A 26,214-nucleotide genomic window follows, 5' to 3' on the forward strand; every position below is an offset into this window, starting at 1 on the left:
CTCAGTGCGGATCGTTCAGGTCGATGCCTTGAGGAGGTCGCTGGGTCGCCGGAGGCGTGGCGGGACGGGTAGCCGGCCTGTTGCGACCCGCGGGAGGCGCAGCCCTCACCGGCGCGGACGCAGGCGCCGCCGCCGAGGGGCTCGCGCTCGTCGAGGTGCTCGCGGCCGTCGAGGCGCCCTCGGCCGCAGCGCCGGTCGTCGCAGCGTCGGTCGTCGCGCCGTCGTTCGCCGCGCCCGTCGGCCTGACCGTCGGCTCGCCCGGCGTCGCAGCCCCCGCGCTCGGCCCCGAGGTCTCGGCTGTCGGCGTCGGCGCTGGCGCGGCGGGCGGCGCCGCGCTCGCGGTCTCCGCCTGCGTGGCCGGCGTGGTCCCCGCGCCGTCTTTGCCGCTCCCGCGGATCATGAACACGCCGACGGCGATCACCCCGAGGAGGAGCGTCGCCGAGAGCAGCGCGATGGCGACCACCGCGGCAGGGGAGGCCTGCAAGCCCGGGATCCGGCGCCCGTCCGACGAGATCCCGAGCGTGGTCGACGAGGCGAAGGTCGCGGCGGCGCGGGAGCTCATCGGCGCGTTGTACGGGCCGGGCACGATCTGCTGCTGCGGCGTGGGCGCCGGCAGGCCTTCCGGCGGCACCGGGCTCGGCCTGCCGCCCTCCGCGCCGTACGGCCCCGGCGCGCCGCCGGCGCTCGAAGGCGGCTGCGAGAACGGCGACGGCGCGTACGGCGCCCCCGCGTGGGCGGCCCCTGAGGGCGGCTGCTGCGAGAACGGCGACTGCGGGTGCGGGTAGGGCGTCGCCGCGTGGGCGACCGCCGGCGCTTGCTGCGAGAACGGCGGCTGCGGGTGCGGGTACGGCGTCGCCGGGCGCGGCAGCGGCGCGGCGTCGGCGTGCCCGGCCGGCGGGGACGACGAGATCCCCGGCCACGACGGCTCGCGGATCGCGGGCGCCGAGCCCCGCGCGTCCGCGGCGGAGAACGAGGGCTGCGACGCGCGGTGCCCGCCGAGGGCGGCCGCGCGCAGCGACAGGCCGCCCATGCGCGCGATCCGGTCGATGGTCGGGTACGTGCGCGCGGGCGCGAACGGGGCGAGCGCCACGACGAGCTCGGCGACCGACGCGTGCCGGTGCTCGCGCTCGCGGGCGTAGGCCTTCTCGAGCACGGCCGCGAGCGCGGCGGGCACGTCGTGGCGGATGTCCCGGAGCGGCGTCGGCCTGCCCGTCAGCACCTCCGCGCAGAGCTGCGGCAGCGTCTCGGCGTAGTACGGCTGCCGGCCGGCGAGCAGCTCGTAGAGCGAGACGCCGAGCGCGTAGATGTCGGTGCGGTGATCGACCGAGCGCGTCTGCCGCATTTGCTCCGGGGACATGTACAGCGCCGACCCGAGCGCCGCGTCCGTGCCCGTCAGGATGTCGACCGCGTTGGTCGCCATCTTGGAGATGCCGAAGTCGAGCACCTTCACGAGCGGCGAGCCGTCGGCGCGCGTCGTCAGGAACAGGTTCGCCGGCTTGAGATCGCGGTGCACGATGCCGAGCCCGTGGGCCTCGGCGATCGCCTCGCTGCCCTGGACGACGTAGTCGACAGCGTCCTCCATGCCGAGCACGCCGTGGTCCCGGAGCAGGCGCGCGAGGTCGCTCCCGTCGAGGAGCTCCATGACCATGTACGGGGCGCCGGTCTCGAGCGTGCCGACGTCCGAAACACGGGCGACATGCTCGCTCCGGATCCGCATGCCGGCCTTCGCCTCGCGCAGGAAGCGGGCCGACCCCTCGGGGTGCCGGGTGAACTCGGGGAGCAGGAACTTCAGCGCGACCCGCTCGTCGAGCACGACGTGCCGCGCCTCGACGACCACCCCCATCCCGCCCTGGCCGATGATCCGCTCCACGCGGTACTTGCCGGCGAGCACGGTCCCCGGCTCGACCGGGGCCATCGAGGGCCGTTTCGTCTCGGAATCCGACACAGCGGCCGATGATCACCGCTTCGCCCTCGGACGGCAAGCGCGCGGCGCCGGCGCGGCGGCCCCGGCGTCCCACGCCGAGCAGAACAGGGCGAAAGGTGCAGCGACGCCGTCGCACGATCTCGCCGCGCTCGCCCGCATCCCCCACGCGCATCCCCCGCCTCGTCGTCGCGGTAGGCCCACCGAGAGGGGGTTCTCCGCGCGAGCAACCCGATGGCGAGCTCGATCGACGAGAGGTGACACGCGCCGCCACACCGCCGTTCCCTGGCTGAATCATCGCGGAAACGAACGCGCGCCGCCTCGCGCAGAGCGAGACGAACGCAGTCACTTCTGGTTGGATAGGGCCACTCCCGGAGACAACCACCGTGCGCCTGCTCATCCAGCACCGGACCCGCTACAGCTATCCAACTCCCGCCTCGCTCGGCCCGCACCTCATCCGCCTGCGGCCCGCGACGCACGCGAAGGCGAAGATCGAGTCGTACAGCCTGAAGATCGACCCCCCCATCGACGTGCGCTGGCAGCAGGACCCGTACGGCAACCACGTCGCCCGGGTGCTCTTGCCCGCGGGGGAGCGCGTCCCGCACCTCGACATCCTCGTCGAGCTCGCGGTCAGCGTGCGCCCCGTCAACCCGTTCGACTTCTACCTCGACGAGCGCGCCGAGAAGGTCCCGTTCGCCTACCCGGCCGAGCTCAAGCAGGACCTGGCCCCCTTCCTCGACAGCGCCGATCCCACGATCGCCCGCGGCCCGCTGCTCGACGAGTTCCTCGCCGGGCTGCCCAGGGACGGCGACACCGTCTCGCTCATCGTCGCCCTCAACGCCGCGGTCAACCGGCGCATCAAGTACGTCATCCGCGAGGAGGCCGGCATCTGGACGCCCGAGGAGACGCTCGGCCACGGGCGCGGGAGCTGCCGCGACTCGGCCGTGCTGCTCATCGCGGCGCTCAGGTCGCGCGGGCTCGCCGCGCGCTTCGTCAGCGGCTACCTCGTGCAGCTCACCGACGAGGGGATGATCCCGGACCAGCCGCGCGGCGTGAGCCGCGACGTCGTCGACCTGCACGCGTGGGCCGAGGTCTTCCTGCCCGGCGCCGGCTGGATCGGCCTCGACGCGACAAGCGGCCTGCTCTGCGGCGAGGGCCACATCCCGCTCGCCTGCACCGCGTCGCCCGCGCTCGCGGCGCCGGTCGAGGGCACGAGCGACGTGCGCGCGAGCGACGTGTCCTTCGAGATGAAGGTCGGGCGGCTCGGCCACGAGCCGCGGCCCACGACGCCCTACGAGGAGCCCGTGTGGCAGGAGCTCCTGTCCGTCGCGGACCGCGCGGACGAGCGGCTCGCCGCCGCGGGCCTCACCCTCACCATGGGCGGCGAGCCGACCTTCAACTCGCGCGAGTACCCGGACGCCCCGGAGTGGCGCGAGGGCGCGCTCGGCCCGACCAAGTGGTCGCAGGGCCTCAAGCTCGCGCACGAGCTCCGGCGCCGGATCACGCCGGGCGGCGTCCTGCTGCTCCGCGCCGGCAAGCACTACCCCGGCGAGAGCCTGCCCCGCTGGGCGCTCGAGATCATCGGCCGCCGCGACGGCGCCGCCCTGTGGACCGACATGTCCCAGGCGCGCCACGCGGATCCCGCGATCTCGGCGCGGAGCTCGTCGCGCGGGCGCGGCCTCCTCCAGTCGCGGCAGTTCGCCCAGGCGCTGGCGGCGCGCCTCGGGCTCTCCGAGTTCCTGATGCCGGCCTACGAGGACCCCTGGCGCCACCTCCAGGACGAGGCGAGCCTGCCCGTCGACGTCGACCCGCTCAAGGCGAACCTCGACGACCCTGAGGAGCGGCGGCGCCTCGCGCGGGTGCTCGACCGGGGGCTCGGCTCCGAGGTCGGCTTCGTCCTGCCCCTCACGCGCCAGTGGGGGTCGTGGATCAGCGAGCGCTGGGGCTTCCGGCGCGGGCACCTCTTCCTGCTGCCCGGCGACAGCGCCCTCGGCCTGCGCCTGCCGCTGCGCTCGCTCATCGCCGCGGCGCCGCCCCCGCCGCTCGAGGAGCTCGTGTCGCCGCCGGATCCGCGGCGCGGCGAGCTCGACGACGAGGAAGCCGGGGAAGAGCAGAAGCAGCGCCGCGTCGAGGCGCTGGCCGGCGACGGCGACGCCGACCACCCCGAGGCGGCGCGCGCGCTCGCCGCGCGCCGGCGCGCCGCTCCGGACGAGCACGCGGCCGCGGCCCAGCGCGCCGCGCCGGCGGCGGGGCGGTCGGGCTACGGCGTGCGCACGGCGCTCTGCGTCGAGACGCGCGACGGCATCGTCCACGTCTTCCTGCCGCCGCTCCTCGCGCCGGCGGACTTCTTCGAGCTCATCGCCGCGATCGACGCGACCCGGCAGGAGACGGGCATCGACGTGCTGCTCGAGGGGTATCCGCCGCCGTCCGGCGCGGAGCTGCTCCGCTTCTCGGTGACGCCGGACCCGGGCGTGCTCGAGGTGAACCTGCCGCCGACCGACGGGGTGCGCGCGTACGCGTCGCTGCTGGAGACGGTGTTCGACGCGTCGCTCCACAGCGGCCTGCACTGCGAGAAGTACCTGGTCGACGGGCGCATGGCGGGGAGCGGGGGCGGCCACCACCTCACGTTCGGCGGCCCGACGCCGCTCTCGAGCCCCTTCCTGCGCCGGCCGGATCTCCTGGCGAGCCTCTTGACCTTCAACCAGCACCACCCGTCGCTCTCGTACATGTTCGCCGGCCTGTTCGTCGGCCCGACGTCGCAGGCGCCGCGCGTGGACGAGGCGCGCCACGAGAACCTCTACGAGCTGGAGATCGCGCTCTCGCGCGCCTTCGAGCGGCGCGAGGGCGAGCCGCCGTGGCTCGCGGACATGCTGTTCCGCCACCTGCTCGTCGACATGACGGGCAACACGCACCGCGCCGAGGTGAGCATCGACAAGCTGTTCGATCCGCAGACCGCCTACGGCCGCCAGGGGCTCATCGAGCTGCGCGCCTTCGAGATGCCGCCGCATTTCCGGATGGCGGTCGCGCAGACGCTGCTCATTCGCACGCTCCTCGCCGCGTTCGCCGCCGAGCCTTACTCGGGCAAGCTCGTGCGCTGGGGCCAGGCGCTGCACGACCGCTTCCTCCTGCCGTACTACCTGTGGCGCGACTTCGAGGACGTGCTCGATCACCTGAAGCAGCGCGGCCTCGCCCTGCCGGCGGACGCGTACCGCCCGTTCATCGAGCTGCGCTGCCCGGTGGTGGGCACGCTGCACGCGGGCGACGTGGTGCTGGAGGTGCGCAACGCGATCGAGCCGTGGAACGTGCTCGGCGAGGAGCTGACGACGACGGGCACGTCGCGTTACGTGGACTCGTCGATGGAGCGCATCGAGGTGCGCGTGCAGGGGCTGACGCCGGAGCGCCACCGGGTGCTCGTGAACGGCCACGTCCTGCCGCTCCGCCCGACCGGGACGGCGGCCGAGTACGTGGGCGGCGTGCGGTTCCGCGCCTGGGCGCCGCCGCACAGCCTGCACGCGCACCTCGGGATCCACCACCCGATCCACCTCGACATCCTGGACACGTGGGGCAAGCGCTCGATCGGCGCGTGCGCCTATCACGTGTGGCACCCCGAGGGTCGCGCCTTCGACGCGGCGCCGCTCACGCGCTTCGAGGCGGCGGCGCGGCGCGCCCAGCGGTTCACGCTCGAGGGCCAGACGCCCTGGCCGGTCACCGGCAAGCCCGCGTACCCCCACGAGGACGCGCCGTACACGCTGGATCTGCGGCGCTACGCCGCGGACCGCCCCCCGCCGAAGCCGAAGAAGGCCGAGGACGAGGCCTGATCCGGCCGGGGCGGCGGTCCGGCGAGGCCGCCGCCCTCGTCGGGGCCACGGTGGGAGATCGGGGGCGCGACTGGCCGGATGTCGGGCGCTCACGGTCGAGTCGGCTGTGGCAGTTTGGCGCCGGGTGCCCGAAGAGGCCGCCTTTCTGCCGGTACCCGCGAAATCAGGGCTGCCGCGCGTCCGGGCCCAGCCGTTGCCCGCGCCCGTGTGGCGATTTGCCTTCAGCCCGACGTCGCTCGTCGGCCGATCACGTCGGCGCGCCGCCCCGCGCCGAGCCCGATTTTCGCGGCGCCGAGCCAGCTTTGTCCGGCGCCGCGCGTCTCTGGGGTTTGCTCGGCAACAGGCGAGTCGCGGCGGCGCGCGATTGGTACGTCCCCTGCTTGAGTGCTCGATGTCCCCTGCATCGCATGCGGACAGTACACAACGAAGGAGGACAACCCCATGATGCGTAAGATCCTGGCCGTGCTTCTGGTTTCCACGATTCCCCTGGCGGCGGGCTGTTTCGTCGACGCGGACGACGACACTCCGGGTGAGGGCGGCGATGACTGCATCACCGCGTGCACGACCGACCACGACGACTGCGTCTCGGCGTGTGACGACGACGGCGATTGCGTCTCGGCGTGTGACGAGGACTACGACTGCGACTCCATCTGCGTCTGAGAGCGCCGTATAGCGGCCAGCGCACATCGCGCCACCCGTGAACAGCTCCCGCTTCCAGGCCAGAGGCCCGGAGGCGGGAGCGTTGCATTTCAGGCGTCGTGTACAGCCGAATAAGAGCGTCGAAGCTCGCCAGGCCGTTCCAGTTCTCTTCCTGGCGTCTCCGACCGGTTCATCCTCATTTCATGATGACGGTAGGCCCCCGGAGAGGGTGTTCGTCGCGCGGGGTGGGGGATGGGCCGATGTCTGATCCTGAAACAGGAGTCATCCGGCTTGCCGGATGGCTCCTGTTTCAGGCGAGTTCGGCGGGGCCCCCACCCCGCGCGACGAACACCCTCTCCGGGGGCCGGTCAAGCCCGCGCCTGCCCGAACCCGTCGATCGACGCCTCCCTCCGCGGCCTCCTCTGGTAAGCCCGGATGGCGAACCCCGAGATGAGGAGGCTCACCCCGAGGACCATCGCATAAGCGCCGACCCACAGCACGAGCGCCAGCGCCCCCGCGCTCGGGAGCGCCATCACGAGCACCCCGAGGGCCACCGCGATCACGCCCGCGAACGCGAGCAGCCACTCGCCGGCGATGCGGTGACGGAACCGGACCGCCACCACGATATCCTTGACGCCGCCCACGATGGCCCACGCCGCGACCAGGTAGAGCAGGATCAACACCGAGAGCCCGGGCCAGGCCAGCGTCACGATGCCGCCCGCGAGGCTGATGAGCCCGTGCGCCGCGTTCGCTCGCCAGCGCTGGCCCAGCCGCGCGCACCGCGCCGCCCCGGCGAGCGCGATGAGCGACTCGACGACGAGGTACACGCCGAAGACGACGACCAGCGCCCCGAGGCTATGTCCAGGCAGGAGCAGGGTCAGAAGGCCCATCCCGAGCGCCGCGATCCCGCGGAGCACGAGGATCCACCAGGTTTCTGTCGTCCTTCTCATGATGGAGCGCGCGGCAACACGCGTGCCGCAAGCTCCTACAGCGCGTCAGGTCCTCACCTGCGACCGGCGACCCGTCGAGACGCAGGGGCGATGTGTCACGATCGTGGCGAGAAGCGGCGACCTCTTCCACGAGATCCGCGGATGACGGCGAGACTATCCACCTCTCCGGTGATGTTCACCACGCCTCTTCTCTGGCCGCGTGAACAGCGGCCCACCCCGCGAGCTGGGCTGTCATGCCACGCCGCCGGCCGCGACGCGGGGAGCCGCGCCGCCCTCGGATCAGGCCGCCGGCAGGTGGTGGCGCGCGAGGAGGTCGTTCTGGATCCAGAGCAGCTTGTTGAAGGCGCGGAGCGTGCGCACCTCGGTCTCCCGGTCCAGACCCAGGGACACGATCGTCTGGAGGAGGGCGTCCGACACGAAGCCCATGAGCGCGTTGATCTGCACGAGCGGGACGACGAGCTCGGCATTGCCCGCCCTGGCCGTGTGGATCTTCCCCACCATGTCGAGGTAAGCGACCAGCTTCGCGTCGTACGGGTGGGTCACGAGCCGGACAAGGTACTCCCCGAGGTGCTTCTTGCGGAACTTGATCTGCTCGTGGTTCAGCGTGAGCGACAGGAGATCCGTCGGGGCCTGCCCCTCGTAGCCGTGCTGCTTCGGCACGAAGTGGCGCTTCGTGGCGTCATAGAGGAACAGCTTCTCGTACACCGCGTCGACGAGCGCCTCGACGCGCGGGGCGAGGTGCAGCGCGGCCCCATGAATGGCGGCGATGTCCGCCTCTCCGAAGCCGATGAACTCGATGAGGTACCCGAACCGATATTCGAGGTTCGACTCCAGAAGCTTCTCGTCGACGTGTTTCATGGTAACCGTTGCTCCTTTTCCTCTCAGCGACGGCGGTATGCCGCGAACAACGCAGGGCGACGACACCGGAGCAGCTGCCCGCTGTCAAGCCCTGATGCGCGTGCCGGGCCCAGCGCCAGCGTCAGGAGCGCTCCGATCCGCAGTGCAGGCCGGGACCGATGGCGGAGCCTCGAGGCCGTCACCATGGCCACGTACCGCTGGGAGCGCGATCGACCTCCCACCACCGAACCGCATCAGGAGGAGGCATGCAGAACACTGGACCGACCCAGGATCCGAAGGACGCAGGCCCGAAGCCGCCTTTCGAGGCCAAGAGCCAGGACCGGCCCGGCATCGAGGCCAAGATGGATCCGAGGCCCGATTACGGCGAGTCGTCGTACAAGGGGCTCGGCCGGCTGAAGGACCGCGTCGCGCTGATCACCGGCGGCGACAGCGGGATCGGCCGCGCCGTCGCGCTCGCTTTCGCCCGGGAAGGGGCCCACGTGGCCATCGCCTACCTGAGCGAGCACGAGGACGCGAAGGAGACCGCCCGGGCCGTCAAGGAGGCGGGGCGCGAGGCGATCACGATCCCCGGCGACCTGGCCGACGAGGCCCATTGCCGCAAGGTCATCGAGGAGACGGCCCGCAAGTTCGGGCGGATCGACATCCTCGTGAACAACGCCGCAGAGCAGGGCAAGTCCGCGGAGCGCTTCGAGGACATCGACGCCGCGCGCGTCGAACGGACGTTCCGCGTCAACATCGTGGCGATGTTCCACCTCGTCCGGCACGCGCTGCCCCACATGAAGGAAGGCAGCGCGATCATCAACGTTGCCTCGATCCAGGCGTACCAGCCGAGCCCGAACATCCTCGATTACGCGTCGACCAAGGGCGCGATCGTCACCTTCAGCAAGGGCCTGGCGCAGGACCTCATCAAGCGCGGCATCCGGGTCAACGTCGTGGCGCCCGGCCCCGTCTGGACGCCGCTCATCGAGCAGTCGTTCCCGGCCGAGAAGGTGGCCACCTTCGGCAAGGACTCCCCGATGCAGCGCCCCGCGCAGCCGGCCGAGCTCGCCCCCGCGTTCGTGTTCCTCGCCTCGAACGAGGCGAGCTACATCAACGGCGAGGTGCTCGGCGTCACCGGAGGTAAACCTCTCTCCTAGAGCTGGTTGAGATCGAGCTGCACGCCGAGGTGGCGGAGCGCGTCCTCGGGCTTCGTGAAGGTGCTCACGGGCTGGAGAGAGCCCTTCGTGATGCGCCCGACCTGGAGCGCCCCGACCGCGCTCCTCAGGATGACCGCCATCTTCTTGAAGCCCTGCACCAGGCGCGCATGGCGCCGCGCGAACGGCTCGTCGAACTTGTCGTCGTTGCGGAACGGCGCGTCCCGGGCGTCCACGAGCAGGACAGAGCGATGCCGCGACACGACCCCGAGCGCCTGCTCGAGGCGATCGAAGTTCTGATCGAGCACCTCGATGCTGGGGTAATGCAGCGAAGATCGCTTGAGCGCCACGAGCTGCTGCAGGGCGTCGTGGTAGAGGGCCGTGTACGGGTTCCGCTCTATCTGGCGCAAGCCGTGGTGAGGCACGGGCGCGATGCTAGGCCCGTTCGGCCGGTTCGTCGACGGGCGCGTCGACCCCGGCGGCGCGCGGCGCGTCACCCGCCCTCGCACGCCGCGCGGCACACGTCGCCCTCGCACGCGGCGACCCTGCCAGCGGCCTGCCCGCCGGCCTCGTACTGCGCCGCGCACCGCTCCTCGCACACGGCGTCACCCACCTTGCACCCGTCGGCGCACGCGCGGAGCGCCCTGCACGACGGGTCGGCGATACACGCGTTCATGTCGGCGGCGCACCGCGAGAACAGGCACGCGTCGCACGCGGACACGGGGGCTCGCGACGGGCATTGCACCCTGCAGAGATCGGACGCGCAGACGCCCTCGAGGAAGCTGTCGGAGATGCCCGCCTCGTGGGCGGTCAAGCACGTCTGCTCGCAGACCTTGTCTCCCGGGGCGCACGTGAGAGAGCAGTTGGCCAGGGCGGCGCACTCCGGGCTCTGCTGGCAAGCGCAGTAGCTCTCCTGGCACCGCAGCGACAGGCACGTCGTGCACGGGTCGCCGAGCGAGGCGCACGCGTAGGCCTCCTCGCCCCCGGCGCCGCCGCTGCCGCTCGTCGTGGCGCTCGCCCCTCCGCCGGCTCCGGCGCCGCCCGCCCCGCCGCTGCCGCCTGTCCCGGCGCCGCCCGTCCCGGCGCCGCCCGTCCCCGCCGCGCCGCCCGATCCCCCGGCTCCCCCCGCGCCGCCGGTCCCGGGGCTGCTCGGCGCCGAGCTGCAGGCGGTCGCGAGCAGCGCCGCCGCCGCGACGCACGTCATCCAGGAAGAATAGGACATGGCGGACGCTACATCGAAGGCCGGCGGCAGCTCAAGCTGGGGTGCGGGGCCCCGGCGCGCGCTATCGTGGCGCCCATCGAGGTACCCCGACCATGGCCGCCATCGTCACGCCAGAGATAGACCGCTACGCCCACGACCACACGGAGCCGCCGCCCGCGCTGCTCGACGAGCTCCGCGAATACACCCATGCCCATGTGCCGAGCGCCGGCATGCAGGTCGGGCGGGTCGAGGGCACCCTGCTCGGGATGCTCGTCGCGCTCATGCAGGCGCGGCGCGTGCTCGAGCTCGGCACGTTCACGGGGTACTCGGCGCTCAGCATGGCCCAGGCGCTCCCGCCGGACGGCGAGCTCGTCACGTGCGAGCGCGACCCCGACGTCGCCCGCCTCGCCCGGTCGTTCTTCGACCGCAGCGAGCACGGCCCGAAGATCCGGATCGCCCTCGGCGACGCGCTCGACACGATCCGCGGCCTGCCGGCGAGCCCGCCGCTCGATCTCGTGTTCATCGACGCCGACAAGGCGCGGTACGCGACCTACTACGAGGAAGCGCTGCCGCGCCTCCGCCGCGGCGGGCTGATCGTCGCCGACAACACCCTCTGGAGCGGCGAGGTCCTCGCCCCCGAGACCGAGGACGGCCGCGCCCTCGCCGCGTTCAACGAGCTCCTGGCCCGGGACCAGCGGGTCGAGAAGGTCCTGCTCCCCGTCCGCGACGGGGTGACGCTCGCGCGCAAGCGCTGAGGGGCGCGCGCGGTCCGCGCATCATTCCGCGTGCCGTTCCACGCACCTGTCAACGCACCGGTCCACGCACCCTTCCGCGCGGCGCCCACAAATCCTGACGGCGTCTTCGCCCGCGGCGCTAGAGTCCCGCCAGCATGCTGCTCGCCATCGACGTCGGGAACACCAACATCAGCTTCGGGGTCCTGGAGGGCGAGGCGCTGCGGCACCACCTCCGCTGCGAGAGCGCGCGCTCGCGCACAGCGGACGAGTACGCCGTGCTCGTGCGGCAGATGCTCGACCTCCGCCGCGTCGACCTCGCCCGCATCGACAGCGCGGTCATCGCGAGCGTCGTGCCGACGCTGACCGACACGATGGTCGGGCTCGTCGAGCGGGCGTTCGGGATCGAGCCGCTCGTCGTCGGGCCGGGCATCAAGACCGGCATGTCGATCCTCTACGAGAACCCGCGCGAGGTCGGCGCCGACCGGATCGTCAACGCGGTCGCCGCGCACGAGTGGGTGAAGCGGGCGCCGGAGGCCGCCCCGGCGCGCGAGCACGGGATCGACCCGGGCCGGGGCGGCGAGGCAGGCCGGGGCGATCACGCCGCCGCGACCGGCGTCATCGTCGTCGACTTCGGCACCGCGACGACGTTCGACTGCGTGACCCCGCGGGGCGAGTACCTCGGCGGCGTCATCGCGCCGGGCATCCAGATCAGCGCCGAGGCGCTCTTCTCCCGCGCCGCGCGGCTCTCCCGCGTCGAGATCGCCCTCCCGCCCCGGGTCGTCGGCCGCAACCCCGTCCACTCGATGCAGTCGGGCATCGTGTACGGCTACGCCGGCCTCGTCGACGGCCTCGTGGGCCGGCTCCGGCGCGAGCTCGGCTACCCGTGCCGGGTCATCGCCACGGGCGGCCTGGCGCGGCTCATCGCGCCGCAGACCGAGACCATCGAGGCGGTCGACGACGACCTGACGCTCACGGGCCTGCGCCTCATCTACGAGCGGAACGCCGATCGCAACAGCGGCCCCGTCACGTTGCCGCCCGCGGCGCGCGGAGGCGGCCAGGATTGACGGCCCCCGGGTCCGCCCGCGCGCTCCCCGGGCCACGCGCGCTCGCCCTCGCCGCGGCGCCCGCGGCGCTCGTCCTCGCGCTCCTCGCCGCCGTGCTCCTCGGCGCCGAGCCCGTCTCGCTCGAGCGCGCCCTCGCGGGCCCGGGCCTCGACCGGACCCTCCTGCTCGACGTGCGCCTGCCGCGCGTGCTCCTCGCGGCGATCTCCGGCGCCGGCCTCGCGGCCGTGGGCGCCGCCTTCCAGGCGCTGCTCCGGAACCCGCTCGCCGAGCCGTACGTGCTCGGCGTCTCCGGCGGCTCCGCCCTCGGCGCCGCGGTCGCGATCGCGCTCGGCGTCGGCTCGGCGACCGTGCTCGGCGCGACGCTCCTGCCGGCGGCGGCGCTCGTCGGCGGCCTCGTCGCGACGGTGCTCGTCTACGCGATCGCGCGCGGCGCGGCCGAGGGCACCTCCGGCGCCTCGATGCTCCTCGCCGGCGTGATCGTGAACTCCATCGCGGCCGGCCTCATCACCTTCCTCAAGACGGTCGTCTCCCCGTCGCGCGCCCAGCAGCTCCTCCGGTGGCTCATCGGCTTCGTCGAGCTGCCCACGACCTCGGCGCTCCTCGGCGTCGCCGCCTACGTGGCCGCCGGCTGCGCCGTGCTCCTCGCCGACGCCGCGCGCCTGAACCTCCTCTCGCTCGGCGACGAGTCGGCCGGCACCCTGGGCGTCGACGTGCGCGCCGTCGAGCGCCGCGTCTTCTTCGCGTCCTCGTGCGTCGTCGGCGCGATCGTCAGCCGCACCGGCCTCATCGGCTTCGTCGGGCTCATCGTCCCGCACGCGGTCCGCCGGCTGGCCGGCGCGGATCACCGGCGGCTCCTGCCGCTGTCGCTCGTCGCCGGCGCCGTGCTGCTCACGACGTGCGACCTCCTCGCGCGCCTCCTGTTCCGGTGGCTCGGCACCGAGCCGCCCGTGGGCGCCGTGACCGCGGTCCTCGGCGGGCCGCTGTTCCTCGTGCTGCTGCGGCGCTCGCCGCGCCTGTGAGGCGCGCCAGGTCCCTCAGGACATGCCGAGGAGCTTGTTCATGCTGGCCTCGTCGGCCGGCGTGAACGGGTAGCGGTCGAACTCGGCGCTCGTGACCCACCGGAACGCGTTCACGGCGAGCGAGGCGAGCTCGCCGCTCCTGATGTGGCACTCGTAGAGGTACAGGTCGACGACGTAGCGCTCGTACGGGTGGCTCACGAACGAGATGAGCTGGCCGACCTCGATCTCGACGCCGAGGCGGTGCCGGACCTCGCGCTTCAGCGCGGCCGCGTCGGTCTCGGTCTCCTCCACGCGCCCACCGGGGAACTCCCAGAGCATCGGCAGCACGGCGGTCGGGCGGCGCTGGGTGATGAGGTAGCGGCCGTCCTGCTCGATCACGGCGGCGACCACGCGGATGGTGCGGACACTTTCCATGGCGGCGTCTCGGGGGGCCCAGGGTACGACGGGGCAGCGGGTTGTGCGAGCGGGACGGTCGCGTCCCCGGAGCGGGGACCTCGCTCCGTCAGACGGTCACGCGGAAGAGCTGCTGACCCATGAGGAGGATGTCGCCTCCCGTGATCTCGGTCTCGCCGAGGACGCGGAGGAAGGTGCCGTTCGAGCTGCCCAGGTCCGTGAGGGACAGGCGGCCGCCCTGGACCGAGATCTGGCAGTGGAGCCCGGAGACGTAGCCGTCCTCGGGGAAGAGGATGTCGCCGCGCTCGCGCCCGAGGTGCAGGCCGGTGTCGGGGACCGGGAACGCGTTGCCGGTCGCGTCCCGGCCGATGATCAGCGCCAGCCGCGCGACGTAGCCCTTCGAGGGGCTGCCGAGCCGCTCGACGCCGTCGGGCGTCGCGGGCGCGGGGGCGAGCGACTCCAGGCGGACGAGCTCCTGGCCGATGCGGAAGACGTCGCCGTTCTCGAGCTGCACCGGCGTGTCCCTGCGCAGCCTGCGGTAGACGCCGTTCAGCGAGCTCTCGTCCTTGACGAAGAGCCGCCCGCCCTTGATCGAGAACGTCGCGTGGCGCGGCGAGAGGTAGCTGTCGCCGCCGAAGATCGCGCCCGAGTCGCGCCCGATCGTCGTCGGGTTCGCGGGCAGGGTGTACGAGCCGGCCTCGGTGCCGTCGGCCCGGAGCGCCGTCAGCACCACGTTCGCGGCGCCGGACGTCGACACCACCGGCGGGGGCGGCTGCACGGACAGGTTCGCCGGCTTGACGAGCTTGAAGCCGCAGAGCGCGCAGAACTTGTTGCTCGGCGGGTTGGGCTCCTGGCACTGCGGGCAGACGACCGTCCCCGCGCCGGCCGCCGCCGCGGTCGACGGCGACGCCGACGCGGCCGGCGCCGCGGCTGCCGCCTTCCGGCCCGAGGCGGTGTCCTCCCCCCGGATCGGGACGGCGAACGCCGCGGGGTCGACGAGCGCGGGGGGCTGGACCGCGGGGGGCTGGGACGCGCGCGGGGGCGCGAGCGCGGGGCCCTTCTGTGCGCCGGTGCCGATGGCGGTCGGCTCATCGCCGTAGTTGTTCGACCGCGAGGCCGCCGGCACGCCGTGGGGCGGGGTGCCCGGCGCGAACTTCTTCGGCGACACGTCGCGAGGCAGCTCGGCGCCGCAGCCGAGGCAGAACTTGTAATGGTCCTGATTTTCCTTGGAGCACTTCGGGCAGGTGATCACCAGGCCTCCTCACAACGAGCGACCGGACGGGGTCTCAGGGCAAACGGCGGCGGGAGCATATTCGCCGCGGCCGCCTTCTGTCGACTGTCTGTCGCTTCTCTCCGTGCGCGGCGCGCCGCGGGCGCGCAGGCGCGCGGGCGTGCGCGGGCAGGCGCGCGGGCGTACGCGGGCAGGCGCGCCGCGGGCAGCGCGCTGCCCGGCCGTCGTCCTGCAGGGGGGCGGGCGCGCGGGCGGCTCACTTGGACAGGAGCGCGAGCGCGTCGCGCACGAGGTCGCCCAGCGGGGCGCTCTCGACGCGCGCGCCGAGGGCGGTGACCGCGCGCTCGGCCTCGGCCGGCCGGTAGCCCATGCGGGTCAGCGCGCTGTGCAGCAGGTCCTGCTTGGCGCCGGCGGCCGCGGGCGGCGGGGCGGCGGCGGAGAGCGGGACCGAGGGGAGGTTGACGAGCTTGTCCTTCAGCTCGAGGACGAGCCGCTCGGCGGTCTTCTTGCCGACGCCGGGGATGGCCGTGAGGCGCGCGGTCTCCCGGCGCGCGATCACGGCGGCGAGCTCCGCCGCGCCGAGCGCGCTGAGGATGGCCAGCGCGATCTTCGGGCCGATGCTGGAAATGCCGATGAGCACGCGGAAGGCCGCCCTGTCCTCGCGGGTCGCGAAGCCGTAGAGGAGGAGGGCGTCCTCGCGCACGTGGGTGTGCACGAACAGGGTGATCGCGTCCGAGCCGGCGATGCCGCGCGCGCGGCCCAGGGCGCCGAGCGGGACCGTCACCTCGTAGCCGACCCCGGCGACGTCGAGCACGACCGTGCCCTCGTCGCCCTCCTCGACGACCTGACCGGAGAGCCGTCCGATCAATTGACCTTGGCCCCCTGCTGGATCCACCTGCGGACGGTGTCCCGCTCCGCTGCCGGCAGGATGTCGCCGCCGGCGGGCATGGACTTCCCGCAGCCGTCGGGGGCGCACTCGAGGTCCCCGCAGGTCAGGGTGCCGTCGAGCTTGTGCATGAGGAAGCTGTTCGCGGGGTCGCCGGCCGCGATCCGGGGCATGCCGGACGGCGTCCGCGACGCGACGCCGACGTTCTGGGCCACGATCGCGTCGATCTGCGCGTCCGTGGCCTGCTCGCTCAGCGGCGGGCCGAGGTACGCGGAGCCGGCCGAGCCGGCCTCGGCGCCGTGGCAGGTCGAGCTGAACGCGCAGCCCCGCTGGAAGAGGGGGAGCACGTCGGTCCTGAAGCTCACCTCGGGGGCGGCGCCGTCGAACGCGCCGTAGTCGAAGCACGCGGTCGGCTGGGGCGCCTCGCCGTCATCGCCGCACGCGGCCCCGGCGCACGCCGTCACGATCACGAAAATCAGAAAGAGTTTCCGCACGTTGTCCCCTCTCAGCCGGTTGGCGACGCGCGACCCTAGCAGAACTCCGCGCGCGCGCGGAGATCGCCGCGCGTTTGGCCGGCCGGCGCGGCGGCAGGTAGGCTGGGCGCTGCATGAGGACACGCCTGGGCATCTGCTCGCTGGGGCTGTCGCTCGCCGCGCTCGCCGCCGGGTGCGGCGGGGCGCGGGGTGCGATCGTCGATCGGCAGCTGGCCGAGCTGCGCGCGGAGCTCGTGAGGATCCGCGCGGAGAACGCGGTGCTCGCGGACCGCGTCGGCTCGCTGGAGCTCTCGCGCGGCGGCCGCGTCGGCGCCGCGCGCGCCGAGGCAGCCGGCGCGGCCGAGGCCCGCGCCGCCTCGCACGAAGAGCCGGACCGGCCCGACCTCGAGGTGGTGCGGCTCGCGCCGGAGGCGGCGCCGGGGACCGAAGCGGAGCCGCAGACCGACGGCGCCGCGCGGCCGCCGGTGCTCCGCTCGACCGCGCACGGCGTCGTTGTCGACGAGCCTCCGGGCGGGACGCCGCCGCCGAGCCCGCCCCCCTCCACCCTGTCGAGGCGCAAGCGATGAAGTCCCCCGTGAAGGCAACGTGGATCCCGGTCTCCCTGGCGCTCGCCGCCGCGCCGCCGCTGGCGCTCGCCCAGGATCAGGGCGCCGAGGGGGGCGCCCCCGGCGGCCAGGCGCCGGGCGTCACCGTCGTCCAGCTCCCGCCGGGCGAGCCGACGGTCGACACGCAGGTCGTGATGCCGCCGGGCTTCCCGCAGCCGGGGTTCGATCCGAACGCCCACCTGCCCTCGAGCTCGCGGGGCACGACGGACACGTCGCGCCCGTCGGACGGCTTCGACCTGGGCCGCCGCAGCGAGGGGCCCGCCTCGGTGCGGGGCAGCGCGGGCGGGAGCTACGTCGTCGAGGGGCAGTTCGTGCCCGAGTCGCACTCGGTGCGGCGCGGCGACACGCTCTGGGACATCTCGGGCAGGTACTACACGAACCCCTACGCCTGGCCGCAGGTCTGGGCGCTGAACCCGCAGCTCCAGAACCCGCACTGGATCTACCCGGGCGACAGGATCCGGCTCCGCGACCCGAGCGAGGGGCCGACCCGTGGCAGCATCGGGCTCGGAGCGCGCGCGACGGGCCGCGGGTCGCGGGTGCCGCCGAAGACCGTGTTCCTGCGCGACCTCGGCTGGGTCGACGACGTGAACAAGGACACGTGGGGCGAGCTCGTCGCGAGCCCCGAGGACCAGATGCTCCTCAGCGAGGGCGACGACGTCTACCTGCGGCTCTCGGACGATCACGACGTCGAGATCGGCCAGGACCTCACGATCTTCCGCGAGATCAAGAAGGTGAGGAGCGGGGACGTGCGGGGCGAGCTCGTGACGGTGCGCGGCACGGCGCGCGTCGACCGCTACAACCCGAAGACACACATGGTGCGCGCGCGGCTCATCGAGTCGCTCGACGTGATCGAGCGCGGGGACAGGGTGGGCTCGGTGGCGCGCCGCTTCAACGTGGTCCCGCCTGCGAGCGCCGAGCAGGACCTGGAGGCGAAGATCCTCGCGTCGGTCTACCCCTACCAGCTCTTCGGCCAGTACCAGGTGATGTTCATCGACAAGGGCGAGAAGGACGGCGTGAAGCCCGGGCAGCGCTTCTTCGCGGTCCGGCGCGGCGACCGCTGGGTGCAGCAGCTCGGGGGCGCCGGCAAGCTGGCGACGCTGAGGCCGCGGGTGCAGGACGAGCGGCCGGCGCAGGTCGACGCGCCGAAGTTCGGCGTCGACGAGGAGCTGCTGCCCGACGAGACCTACGCCGAGCTGCGTGTGGTGCACGTGCGGGAGCGCACGGCCGCGGCGCTCGTGACCCACGCGATGCACGAGGTCGAGCGGGACGCGGTGCTCATCTCGCGCAAGGGCCTCTGAGGCCCCGGCGCCGCGCCGACCGCGACGAAACGCGCGGGTCGCCCGGGCGACCGTCGGCGTCGGAGCTCGGCAGGCCACTCGGGAAACCGCCGCAGCCCGGTAGGAGGGCGCCCGGAGCTTCCGTAAGAGAGCGCCCGGGATTCCGGACCGCGCGTGGCTGGGGACGGCGCGCGGACGCCGGCGCAATGTCTCCACGGGGGAGGCGCGGCCGCGGTATGATGGTCCCTCTGTCATGCCCATGCTTCGCCGCGCCGACGCCCAGCCCGAGTCGAAGGGGGTGGATGGCGATCCTCCTACCCAGCGCTCTTTCGACAGCGTGACCGAGCGCTGCGCGCCGAAGAGCGGGTCGATGACCGAGGCGCTCGGCGACGGCGGGATGCGGGGGCCGCGCTCGAGCGGCGCGCCGCCGAGCCTCAACGGCACCGCGCCGGAGGCGCGCGGCCACGCGCTGCGGGAGCGCGCCAACCTGCTCGTCCGCCGGAACGACTACGCGACCGCGGGGCGCGACTACGACGAGGCGCTCGCGCTGTTCCGGACCGCGGGCGACGCGCTCGGCCAGGCCCAGGTGCTCATGGACCGCGGCGCGCTGCGCCTGCGGGAGGGCGTCCCCGTCCAGGCGGTGCGCGACTACGACGAGGCGCTCGCGCTGTTCCAGGGCGCGGGCGACCGCGCGGGGGAGGGGGACGCGCTGCGCGCGCGGGGCTTCGCGCGCGCCGAGGAGGGCGACCTCGGCGGCGCTGTCTGCGACTACGATCTGGCGATCCAGCTCTTCCTGCAGCTCGGCGATCGCGAGCCGCTCAAGCCGCGCGCCGGGTCGCGCTCGCCGACGTCGGACGTCGACGGCCTGGTGCCCTCGGAGCAGCAGCCGCGCGCCCGCCCGCACGGCGCCGCGCACGGGCGGGCGCTCAAGGCACGCGGCGATCTCCGCGTCCGCCTCCGCAACCTGCCGGGCGCCGCGCGCGACTACAGCACCGCGCTCGCGCTGTTCCAGGGCGCGGGCGACAGGAGCGGCCAGGCCAGCGTGCTCAAGGCGCGCGGCGACATGCGCCTCGGCCAGGACAACGTGACGGGCGCCGCGCGCGACTACGACTGGGCGCTCACGCTGTACCAGGCCACCGAGGACCACCTCGGGCAGGCCAGCGCGCTCAAGGCGCGCGGCGATCTGCGGACCCGGCAGGGGGATCTCGCGGGCGCCGAGCGCGACTACGATCAGGCGCTCGAGCTGTTCACGACGACGCGCGATCTCCTCGGCCAGGCCCTGGTGCTCAAGGCGCGCGGCGATCTGCGCTCCCAGCAGGAGGACCTCGTGGACGCGGTGCGCGACTACGATCGCGCGCTCGCGCTGTTCCGCTCGGGCTTCGAGCGCCGCGGCCAGGCCGCGACGCTCAAGGCGCGCGGCGATCTCCGCCGCGCGCAGTTCGAGCTGGTGGCCGAGCTCGTGGGCGTCGCCGCCGCCGACGCGTCGGACCTGGAGGACGCGCTCTCGGACTACGATCAGGCGCTCGCCCTGTTCGAGGTGCTGGAGGACGGCGCCGGCCAGGCCGGCGTGCTCCGGGCGCGCGGCGATCTCGCGCGCATCCAGGGGGATCTCGGCGGCGCGCTGTCGCTCTACCTGAGCGCGAAGCGGCTCCTGGAGGTCTCGGGCAACGCCTCGGAGCTCTCCGCGACGCTGGCCGAGATCGCCCGGACCCACGCGCTCGCCGGGCGCGCGGCCGAGGCGCGCGCCGCGGCGGAGCAGTCGCTCGCGCGCGCCGATCGCGCGACGAGCCCCGGGCACCGCGAGCTGGCCGAGGCGGTCCTCGCCGGCCGGATCGAGGCGCGCCAGGAGGAAGGCGCGACGCGCGACTCCAGGGTGCCGAGCGCCCCGAAGCGCTACGAGCGCGAGAGATACTAGAGAGTTCGAACCACAGAGGCACAGAGGGCACAGAGGGAGAGAAGAGAGACAGAGAAGAGAGATAAAGGCTCTTGTCCTTTTCTCTTCTCCCTTTCTCTTCTCTCTTCCTCTGTGCCCTCTGTGCCTCTGTGGTTCGAATTCTCTCCGAGGGTCGATCCGTCGGCGCCCTGAACCGCGCCGGCGAAAGGGCGCTCAGCGCCGCCGCCTGCCGCGCGCGGGCTTGCCGCCGCCGCGCGGGGTCGGCCTGCCGCCGCCGCGCGGGGTCGGCTTGCCGCCACCGCCGCGCGGCGCGGGCCTGTCCCCGGCGGCGCGCGGCGCGGGCTTCTCCGGCGGCGCCTCCGTCGTGCGGGCCACGAGCAGCGCTCGGCCGCGCTCGAACGTCGGCGTCACGCTGACGTAGCCGTTCTCGCGCGCGAAGCCCGCCATGTCGCCGCGGTGCTCATCCATGTACCGGCTGAACCGCGTCCAGAGATCGCGCGCCTCCTCGTCGGAGAGGGGCGCGCCGTCGATGGAGGCGGCGAGGTTCGAACGATCGCTCACGGGATCCTGTGCGCGTGGCGCAGCGGCGCGACCGAGACGGCGCGTCGGCTCCACACCGCGGAAGCCTGCCCGGAGGCGCGCAGCCCGGCAAGACCGCAACGCGCGCGCGCTCAGCGTTTGCCCCGGCCCGCGAGCGCCGCCGTCGCCAGCGCGCTCGCCGGCTGCCCGAGCCACCACCGCCGGGCCGCCGATCGGGCGCGTTCCACGAGATCGGCGCCGGCCCGCAGCTCGCGGGTCGCGTCGCCCCCCAGCCGGAACGGCGCGGCCCCGGACCTCCCGCTCGCGCGCCAGTAGACCGCGAACGTCGCCAGCGCCTCGGCGTGGATCGCCGCGCTCGACGGCTCTCCGTCCAGCCGGCGCGCTTCATCCGCGACGGCGAGGAGCGCCACCGCCTGCTGGTACAGGAGCAGCGGCGAGGCGGGCGCCGCCTCCCGGACGGCCGGACGCCGGGGGCGCGCCCCCGCGCGATCGCCCGCCGGGGGCGCAGGCGCTGGAGCGCCGCCCAGGGACAGCACGTGAGCGAGGGCCTTCTGGTAGCTCTCCCCGGTCTCGCCCATGCGCGCGAGGACCCGCGCGCGCAGCTTCTTGTTCGCTCGTCGATTCGGCATCGGACCGCTCCCCGCGACCGCGCACGTGTCGTCCCGGCGCGACGGGCGGTCGCTCTGGAGGATCGCGACGAACCCACCCGAAGGGCCGCGCCCTCTTCGCCCCTCCTACCGACCCTGCCGGGAACGGGCCGCGAGGAGCAGGGCCCGGGGAGAGCCCTCCTCCACGATGCTCGCGCAAAGGAGATCCCTGGTCAAGGCGCCGCCGGGGCGCCGCGCCAGGCGCGCTCGCTCCACGTCGCTCGCTCCACGTGACGCCACGCCTCCGCGCCGCGCGCGGCGGGCGCTCACTGGATCCCGTACTCCTTCAGCCGCCGGTAGAACGTCCGGCGCGGCAGGCCCACCACCTGCGCCGCCTTCACGCGGTTCCAGTTGCAGGACGAGAGCGCGACCAGGATCCGCTCTCGCTCGCTCGCCTTGTGCGCGTCGAGCGACGTCTCGACGCGCCGGTCGCTCGGCGGCGGCGGCGGCGGGGCCCGACCGGCGCTCGTTTCACCCGCTCCGCCCGAGCCGCCCGTGCCGCGCACGCCCGCGCCGCTCGCGGGCGCGCGCGGCACGGACGCCGGCGGCTCGGGGGCCCGCAGCGACCGCGGCGCCGCGTCGGGGAGCTCGAAGTCGTCGCTCTCCAGCTCGGGGCGGTCCGAGAGGACCCACGCGTTGAGCAGCACGTTCTCGAGCTGCCGCACGTTGCCGGGCCAGCTGTAGGCCGACAGCCGCTTCAGCGCGGCGCGCGAGACGCTGCGGCGATCGCGCCCGTAGCGCGCGGCGAAGATCCCGAGGAAGTAGTCGATGAGCAGCGGGATGTCCTCGATCCGCTGCCGCAGCGACGGCACCCGCACCTCGACGACGTGGAGCCGGTAGTAGAGATCCTCGCGGAACGTGCCGCGCGAGACCATGTCGGCGAGGTCCCGGTGCGTCGCCGCGATGACGCGCGCGTCGACCGGCTCCTCGCGCGCGCCGCCGACGGGGCGCACGACCTTCTCCTGCAGCACCCGGAGCAGCCCGGCCTGCATCTTCTGCGGCATCTCGCCGATCTCGTCGAGCAGGATCGTCCCCCCCGTCACCTCCCGGAAGAGCCCCTTGCGGTCGCGGTCCGCGCCCGTGAACGCCCCGCGCATGTGCCCGAACAGCTCGCTCTCCAGCAGGTGCTCCGGGATCGCGCCGCAGTTGACGCCGACGAACGGCTTCTTCGCCCGCGGGCTCGCGTTGTGGATCGTCCGCGCGACGACCTCCTTGCCCGTCCCGCTCTCACCGGTGATGAGGATCGGGATGTCCGTGTCCTTCACCCGGTCGATCAGCGCGTACACGCGGCGCATCGCCTCGCTCGTGCCGACCAGGCCCTCGTAGCCGAAATGCCCGCGGATCACCGCGCGCGCCGAGCGCAGATCCCGCCGCGTCGCGGCGAGCTGCGCGGTGCGGTGGCCGAGCAGCTCCTCGAGCTTGGCGCGCGCGGCGCGCAGCTCCTCGTTGGTCCGCTCGAGCTCGCGGGCGCGGCGCTCGTTCTCGCTGACGAGCCGCGCGGTCTCGATCGCGATCGCCACCTGATCGGCCAGCGCCGTCAGCGTGGGCAGCTCGGCCTCGAACTTCGCCGCCGCGCTCAGCCGCGTCTCCAGGTACAGCGCGCCGATCACCTGCCCGCTCCGCTGCCGGATCGGCACGCACGCGACCGACTGCAGCATGAGCTGGTGGACCGAGACGTAGTCGCTCATGCGCGCGTCGTCGCGCGCGCTCGTGGTCACGACCGGCTCGCCGGTGGAGATCACCCGCTCGGCGATCGAGCTGGAGAACCGCGCGTGCGGGTCGTCCCCGGCCTGGTCGCGCGAGGCGTGGATCGAGAGGTCGACCGCGGCCTCGCCCGCGCTCTGCGGCGGCTCGTCGCGCGGCGGCCGCTGCAGGATGATGAACCCGCGCTCGGCCTGGAGGAGCGCGATCGCGTGATCGGTCACCTTCGCGAGCAGGCGCGTGAGGTCGTGCTCGCCGGCGATCGCCCGGTTGATCTCGAGCACCCGCGCCAGCCGGTCCTCGCCGGGGGGCGCCGCGCTCTGCGTGAACGGCACGGTGCGGCCGCTCATCAGCTCGAGCATCGCGGCCGCCCGGATCTCCTTGCGCCGCGCGTCGTTCCAGAAGACCTCCCGCAGATCGCGCGGCAGCTTCGAGGCGATCTCCTCGAGCGTGATCAGCGCCTCCTCGCGGTCGTGGCGCGCCCGGATGAGGTGCCCACGCTCCGCCTCGAGCTGCGCCCGCGCCTCCAGCGCGCGCCAGATCCAGTCGCGCTGGCCCGCGGCGCGCGCCGCCTCGAGCGCCTCGTCGTACGCGGCCCGGGCCTGCCGCTCGTCGCGCGCGATCGCCGCGACCCGCCCGCGCGCGAGCGCGAGCAGCGCGCGGTGCGCCCCGGTCGACCCGAGGCGCTCGGCGGCCACGTCGATCTCCTCGCCGAGCGCGCGCGGGTCGGCGCCGGGGCGCGCCACCGCGAAGAGGACGCGCTCGAGCCGCGCCTCGACCCCGTCGACGCGCCGGCCCATCGCCTCGTACGCCTCGGCGCACTGGAGGCAGAGCCGCTCGGCCTGCTCCAGGTCGCCGGAGCGCGCCGCGTGCTCCGCCTCGAGCGCGAGGAGCTGCGCGTGCTGCTGCGGCGCGAGGTCGGCCCGGTGGGTGGCGAGCGCGTCGAGCGACACCCGCGCCCGCGCCAGCCGCCCGAGGTAGAGGTCGAGGTTCGCGAGGTTGAGGAGCGCCTGGCGGATGGTCGCCACGCGGCCCGAGCGCCGGCCCAGGTCGACGGCGGCCTCCAGGTGGCGGATCGCCGCGCCGAGGTCGCCCTGCAGCTTCGTGAGCGCGGCGAGGTTCAGCCGCGTCGTCGCGAGCGTGCCCGCGTCGCCGGCCTGCTCCGCCGCCGTGAGCGCCTCCTCGTAGACCGCCTTCGCCTCGCTCAGGCGGTCGTCCCGCTGGAGCGCGAACGCGAGCGAGACGAGCGCGACCGACAGGATCCGCGGCTCGCCCGTGAGCCGCGCGAGGCGGACCGCGTGCTCCAGCGTGCGCTTCGCCTCCTCGTGCCGCGACGCGAAGCTCTGCGCCAGCCCGCGCGTCGCCACCGCCTCGGAGGCGATCGCCTCGGGCGAGGCCCCGAACGCGGCGACCGACGCGAGCAGCGAGCGCACGCCCCCGGCGAGCTCCGCCTCGAGCTTGATCGGGCCCACCCGCTCCACGGCCTCGACCGCGCGGCGCTCCGCCTCGCCGTAGTCGCCGACGCGGACGAGCGCCCGGGCCATCTGCAGCGACCAGAACGCCGCCAGCGCGTGGTCGCCCGAGGTCTCGACCTCGTCCTTCACGCGCCCGAGCTCGGCGAGCGCCCGCGCGGTGTCGCCGCGGTTCATGGCGAGGCGCGCGCGCGCGAGCACGACGGCGGGCGAGCCGTCGCGCTCGTACCGGCCGAGCGCCTCCGCCGCCGCGTCGAAGTGGCCGCGATCGAGCAGCCGGTGGATCTCCGCGGACGGCAGCGCCTCCCCCTCGGCGCCCGCGGCGCCGCGGCCCGAGGCCGCCGCCCCGGAGGCGGGCGGCGGGTCGAGCAGGCGGTCGACGTCCTCGGTCGACGCGACGGGCGCGCCGGCGATGCGCGCGACGATCTCCCGGATGCGCCCCGGCCACCGCCCCGCGCGCGCGACGACGTGCGCGGCCACCGCGTCGCTCAGCGACGGGATGGTGCGCTGGACGAGCTCGCGGGCGACCTCCTCGTCGAGCGGCGCCATCTCGACGCGCTCGAACGCGCCGCTCGCCGGCTCTCTCCCGACCACGAGCACGAGCTTGCCGCCGGCCTTGCGCACCTCGTCGAGCCGCTCGAGCTCCGCGCCGCCGAGCCGGTCGGCGTCGTCGACGAGCGCCGTCACCCGGCCGGGGTCGTGCCCGGACAGCTCGATCGCGAGCGCCTCGCGCGGGTCGGCCACGCCGGCCGCCTCGACCCACGCGACGCCGTACCCGCCGACCTCGAGCGACCACGCGATGCGCCGGAGCAGCGCGCTCCGCCCGGATCCCGGCGGCCCCGCGATCGAGAGCCCGCCGCCCGCGGGCAGGCCCATGATCTGCGCGAGCAGCCGCGTACACGGCGCGTCCAGCCCGACGATCGGCCACACCACCGCGCCGGCGTCGGAGTCGGGCCGTGCGTCCTCCTCGTGCGGCCCGCAGGGGAGCCGCGCGGCGCGCCGGAGCGCGTTCGCGAGCTCGTCCGCGCTCGGGTAGCGCGCGTTCGGGTCGCGGGCGGTCGCCCGGTCGACGACCGCCTGGAGCTCCGCGACCACGCCGGGGTCGCGCTCGTCGTCCGCGCCGTCGCGGAGGGCCTCGGCGATCGTCGCGCCGAGCGCGAACACCTCGGCGCGGACGGTGAGCGGGTCGCCCTTGAAGAGCTCCGGCGCGGCGTAGCGGGGCGTGAGGCCCACGGGCCGCGCGCCGCCGTCGCGGAACGGCGCCGCGAGGCCGAGGTCGACGAGCGTCGCGCGGCCGCCCTCGCCCACGATGATGTTCGCGGGCTTCACGTCGCCGTGCAGCAGGAGGGCGCGGTGCAGGCGCGTGAGCTGATCGGCCGCGTCGGCGATGGCCTCGAGCTTGCTGGTCAGGTCGCCGGGGCGCACGAGCAGGTCGGCGAGGCTCGTCCCCTCGACGAGCTCGCGCACCATGAACGGCCGGCCGGACCCGGGCAGCCGGCCGAAGCGCAGCACGCGCGGCACGCCGAGGCCCTCGACGCCCGACAGCGCCGCCGCCTCGCGCACGAGCGCGAGCACCTCGGACTCCTCCGCGTCCTCGCCGAGCGTCTTCAGCGCGACCGTCTTTCCGGTGATCCGGTCGCGCACCGCCCACACCTCGCCGCCGCCGCCCTTTCCGAGCGTCCCGAGCGGCTCGTATCGTGAGGGGAACAGCGGGTGAGACGTCACGTCATCCCTCGA

At 74.2% G+C, this 26,214-nt stretch carries 21 protein-coding genes; 9 read left to right on the forward strand and 12 right to left on the reverse strand.

What is annotated here, in order from left to right; all coding sequences use genetic code 11:
• Window position 1 precedes the first annotated feature (1 nt).
• Window positions 2-1,915: a serine/threonine protein kinase gene (locus WME96_RS01960; protein ID WP_437288489.1), complete on the reverse strand. Its 1,914-nt coding sequence runs from the start codon at window positions 1,913-1,915 to the stop codon at window positions 2-4.
• 392 nt (window positions 1,916-2,307) lie between these two features.
• On the opposite strand from WME96_RS01960, the gene WME96_RS01965 reads away from it, so the two are divergent.
• Window positions 2,308-5,739 carry a DUF2126 domain-containing protein gene (locus WME96_RS01965; protein WP_437288490.1) on the forward strand — a complete coding sequence of 1,144 codons (3,432 nt, stop codon included), beginning with the start codon at window positions 2,308-2,310 and terminating at the stop codon, window positions 5,737-5,739.
• A 441-nt stretch (window positions 5,740-6,180) separates the two neighbouring features.
• On the forward strand, window positions 6,181-6,399 hold the full coding sequence (locus WME96_RS01970; protein WP_437288491.1) for a hypothetical protein: 219 nt from the start codon (window positions 6,181-6,183) through the stop codon (window positions 6,397-6,399).
• Window positions 6,400-6,746: 347 nt separating this feature from the next.
• Here WME96_RS01970 and WME96_RS01975 read toward each other — a convergent pair whose 3' ends face one another.
• Both WME96_RS01975 and WME96_RS01980 read right to left on the reverse strand, forming a co-directional pair.
• On the reverse strand, window positions 6,747-7,328 hold the full coding sequence (locus WME96_RS01975) for an HdeD family acid-resistance protein (RefSeq protein ID WP_437288492.1): 582 nt from the start codon (window positions 7,326-7,328) through the stop codon (window positions 6,747-6,749).
• Between the two features lie 279 nt (window positions 7,329-7,607).
• On the reverse strand, window positions 7,608-8,186 hold the full coding sequence (locus WME96_RS01980) for a protoglobin family protein (protein ID WP_437288493.1): 579 nt from the start codon (window positions 8,184-8,186) through the stop codon (window positions 7,608-7,610).
• Window positions 8,187-8,431: 245 nt separating this feature from the next.
• Between WME96_RS01980 and WME96_RS01985 the strand changes: the two genes are divergently transcribed.
• Window positions 8,432-9,322: an SDR family oxidoreductase gene (locus WME96_RS01985; protein WP_437288494.1), complete on the forward strand. Its 891-nt coding sequence runs from the start codon at window positions 8,432-8,434 to the stop codon at window positions 9,320-9,322.
• Here WME96_RS01985 and WME96_RS01990 read toward each other — a convergent pair.
• Window positions 9,319-9,744: a hypothetical protein gene (locus WME96_RS01990; RefSeq protein WP_437288495.1), complete on the reverse strand. Its 426-nt coding sequence runs from the start codon at window positions 9,742-9,744 to the stop codon at window positions 9,319-9,321. The genes WME96_RS01985 and WME96_RS01990 overlap by 4 nt on opposite strands.
• A gap of 68 nt (window positions 9,745-9,812) precedes the next feature.
• The gene (locus WME96_RS01995; protein ID WP_437288496.1) at window positions 9,813-10,541 is read right to left on the reverse strand and encodes a hypothetical protein; all 729 of its coding nucleotides are present in this window, start codon (window positions 10,539-10,541) and stop codon (window positions 9,813-9,815) included.
• A gap of 92 nt (window positions 10,542-10,633) precedes the next feature.
• Here WME96_RS01995 and WME96_RS02000 point away from each other — a divergent pair, with 92 nt between their 5' ends.
• From WME96_RS02000 to WME96_RS02010, 3 genes are all read left to right on the forward strand, one after another.
• Entirely contained in the window at window positions 10,634-11,275 is a 642-nt protein-coding gene (locus tag WME96_RS02000) for an O-methyltransferase (protein WP_437288497.1), read from the forward strand.
• Between the two features lie 134 nt (window positions 11,276-11,409).
• Window positions 11,410-12,318 (forward strand): type III pantothenate kinase, encoded by a 909-nt coding sequence (locus WME96_RS02005; RefSeq protein ID WP_437288498.1) that lies wholly within the window; start codon window positions 11,410-11,412, stop codon window positions 12,316-12,318.
• The gene (locus WME96_RS02010) at window positions 12,315-13,337 is read left to right on the forward strand and encodes a FecCD family ABC transporter permease (RefSeq protein ID WP_437288499.1); all 1,023 of its coding nucleotides are present in this window, start codon (window positions 12,315-12,317) and stop codon (window positions 13,335-13,337) included. Before WME96_RS02005 ends, WME96_RS02010 begins: the two co-directional genes overlap by 4 nt.
• 15 nt (window positions 13,338-13,352) lie before the next feature.
• Here the strand turns inward: WME96_RS02010 and WME96_RS02015 are convergent, their stop codons facing one another.
• The 4 genes from WME96_RS02015 to WME96_RS02030 form a co-directional block, all read right to left on the reverse strand.
• On the reverse strand, window positions 13,353-13,751 hold the full coding sequence (locus WME96_RS02015) for a (deoxy)nucleoside triphosphate pyrophosphohydrolase (RefSeq protein WP_437288500.1): 399 nt from the start codon (window positions 13,749-13,751) through the stop codon (window positions 13,353-13,355).
• Window positions 13,752-13,839: 88 nt separating this feature from the next.
• A complete protein-coding gene (locus tag WME96_RS02020; protein ID WP_437288501.1) occupies window positions 13,840-14,982 on the reverse strand; it encodes an FHA domain-containing protein in 1,143 nt (380 codons plus the stop codon).
• Window positions 14,983-15,217: 235 nt separating this feature from the next.
• The gene (gene ruvA, locus WME96_RS02025) at window positions 15,218-15,829 is read right to left on the reverse strand and encodes a Holliday junction branch migration protein RuvA (RefSeq protein WP_437288502.1); all 612 of its coding nucleotides are present in this window, start codon (window positions 15,827-15,829) and stop codon (window positions 15,218-15,220) included.
• Window positions 15,826-16,341 carry a hypothetical protein gene (locus WME96_RS02030; protein ID WP_437288503.1) on the reverse strand — a complete coding sequence of 172 codons (516 nt, stop codon included), beginning with the start codon at window positions 16,339-16,341 and terminating at the stop codon, window positions 15,826-15,828. Before WME96_RS02030 ends, ruvA begins: the two co-directional genes overlap by 4 nt.
• 113 nt (window positions 16,342-16,454) lie before the next feature.
• Here WME96_RS02030 and WME96_RS02035 point away from each other — a divergent pair, with 113 nt between their 5' ends.
• The 3 genes from WME96_RS02035 to WME96_RS02045 all read left to right on the forward strand — a co-directional run bounded on the left by WME96_RS02035 (window position 16,455) and on the right by WME96_RS02045 (window position 20,138).
• The gene (locus WME96_RS02035; RefSeq protein WP_437288504.1) at window positions 16,455-16,907 is read left to right on the forward strand and encodes a hypothetical protein; all 453 of its coding nucleotides are present in this window, start codon (window positions 16,455-16,457) and stop codon (window positions 16,905-16,907) included.
• Window positions 16,904-18,244: a LysM peptidoglycan-binding domain-containing protein gene (locus WME96_RS02040; protein WP_437288505.1), complete on the forward strand. Its 1,341-nt coding sequence runs from the start codon at window positions 16,904-16,906 to the stop codon at window positions 18,242-18,244. Before WME96_RS02035 ends, WME96_RS02040 begins: the two co-directional genes overlap by 4 nt.
• Before the next feature lie 232 nt (window positions 18,245-18,476).
• Complete coding sequence (locus WME96_RS02045; protein WP_437288506.1) at window positions 18,477-20,138, forward strand: tetratricopeptide repeat protein; 1,662 nt, start codon at window positions 18,477-18,479, stop codon at window positions 20,136-20,138.
• A gap of 192 nt (window positions 20,139-20,330) precedes the next feature.
• Here WME96_RS02045 and WME96_RS02050 read toward each other — a convergent pair whose 3' ends face one another.
• From WME96_RS02050 to WME96_RS02060, 3 genes are all read right to left on the reverse strand, one after another.
• Entirely contained in the window at window positions 20,331-20,678 is a 348-nt protein-coding gene (locus tag WME96_RS02050; RefSeq protein WP_437288507.1) for a hypothetical protein, read from the reverse strand.
• 110 nt (window positions 20,679-20,788) lie between these two features.
• Window positions 20,789-21,286 (reverse strand): hypothetical protein, encoded by a 498-nt coding sequence (locus tag WME96_RS02055; RefSeq protein WP_437288508.1) that lies wholly within the window; start codon window positions 21,284-21,286, stop codon window positions 20,789-20,791.
• A 284-nt stretch (window positions 21,287-21,570) separates the two neighbouring features.
• Window positions 21,571-26,202 (reverse strand): sigma 54-interacting transcriptional regulator, encoded by a 4,632-nt coding sequence (locus WME96_RS02060; protein WP_437288509.1) that lies wholly within the window; start codon window positions 26,200-26,202, stop codon window positions 21,571-21,573.
• Between the last annotated feature and the right edge of the window lie 12 nt (window positions 26,203-26,214).

The organism is Sorangium sp. So ce406 (assembly GCF_051474675.1).
Taxonomy (GTDB): Bacteria; Myxococcota_A; Polyangia; order Polyangiales; family Polyangiaceae; genus Sorangium; species Sorangium cellulosum_G.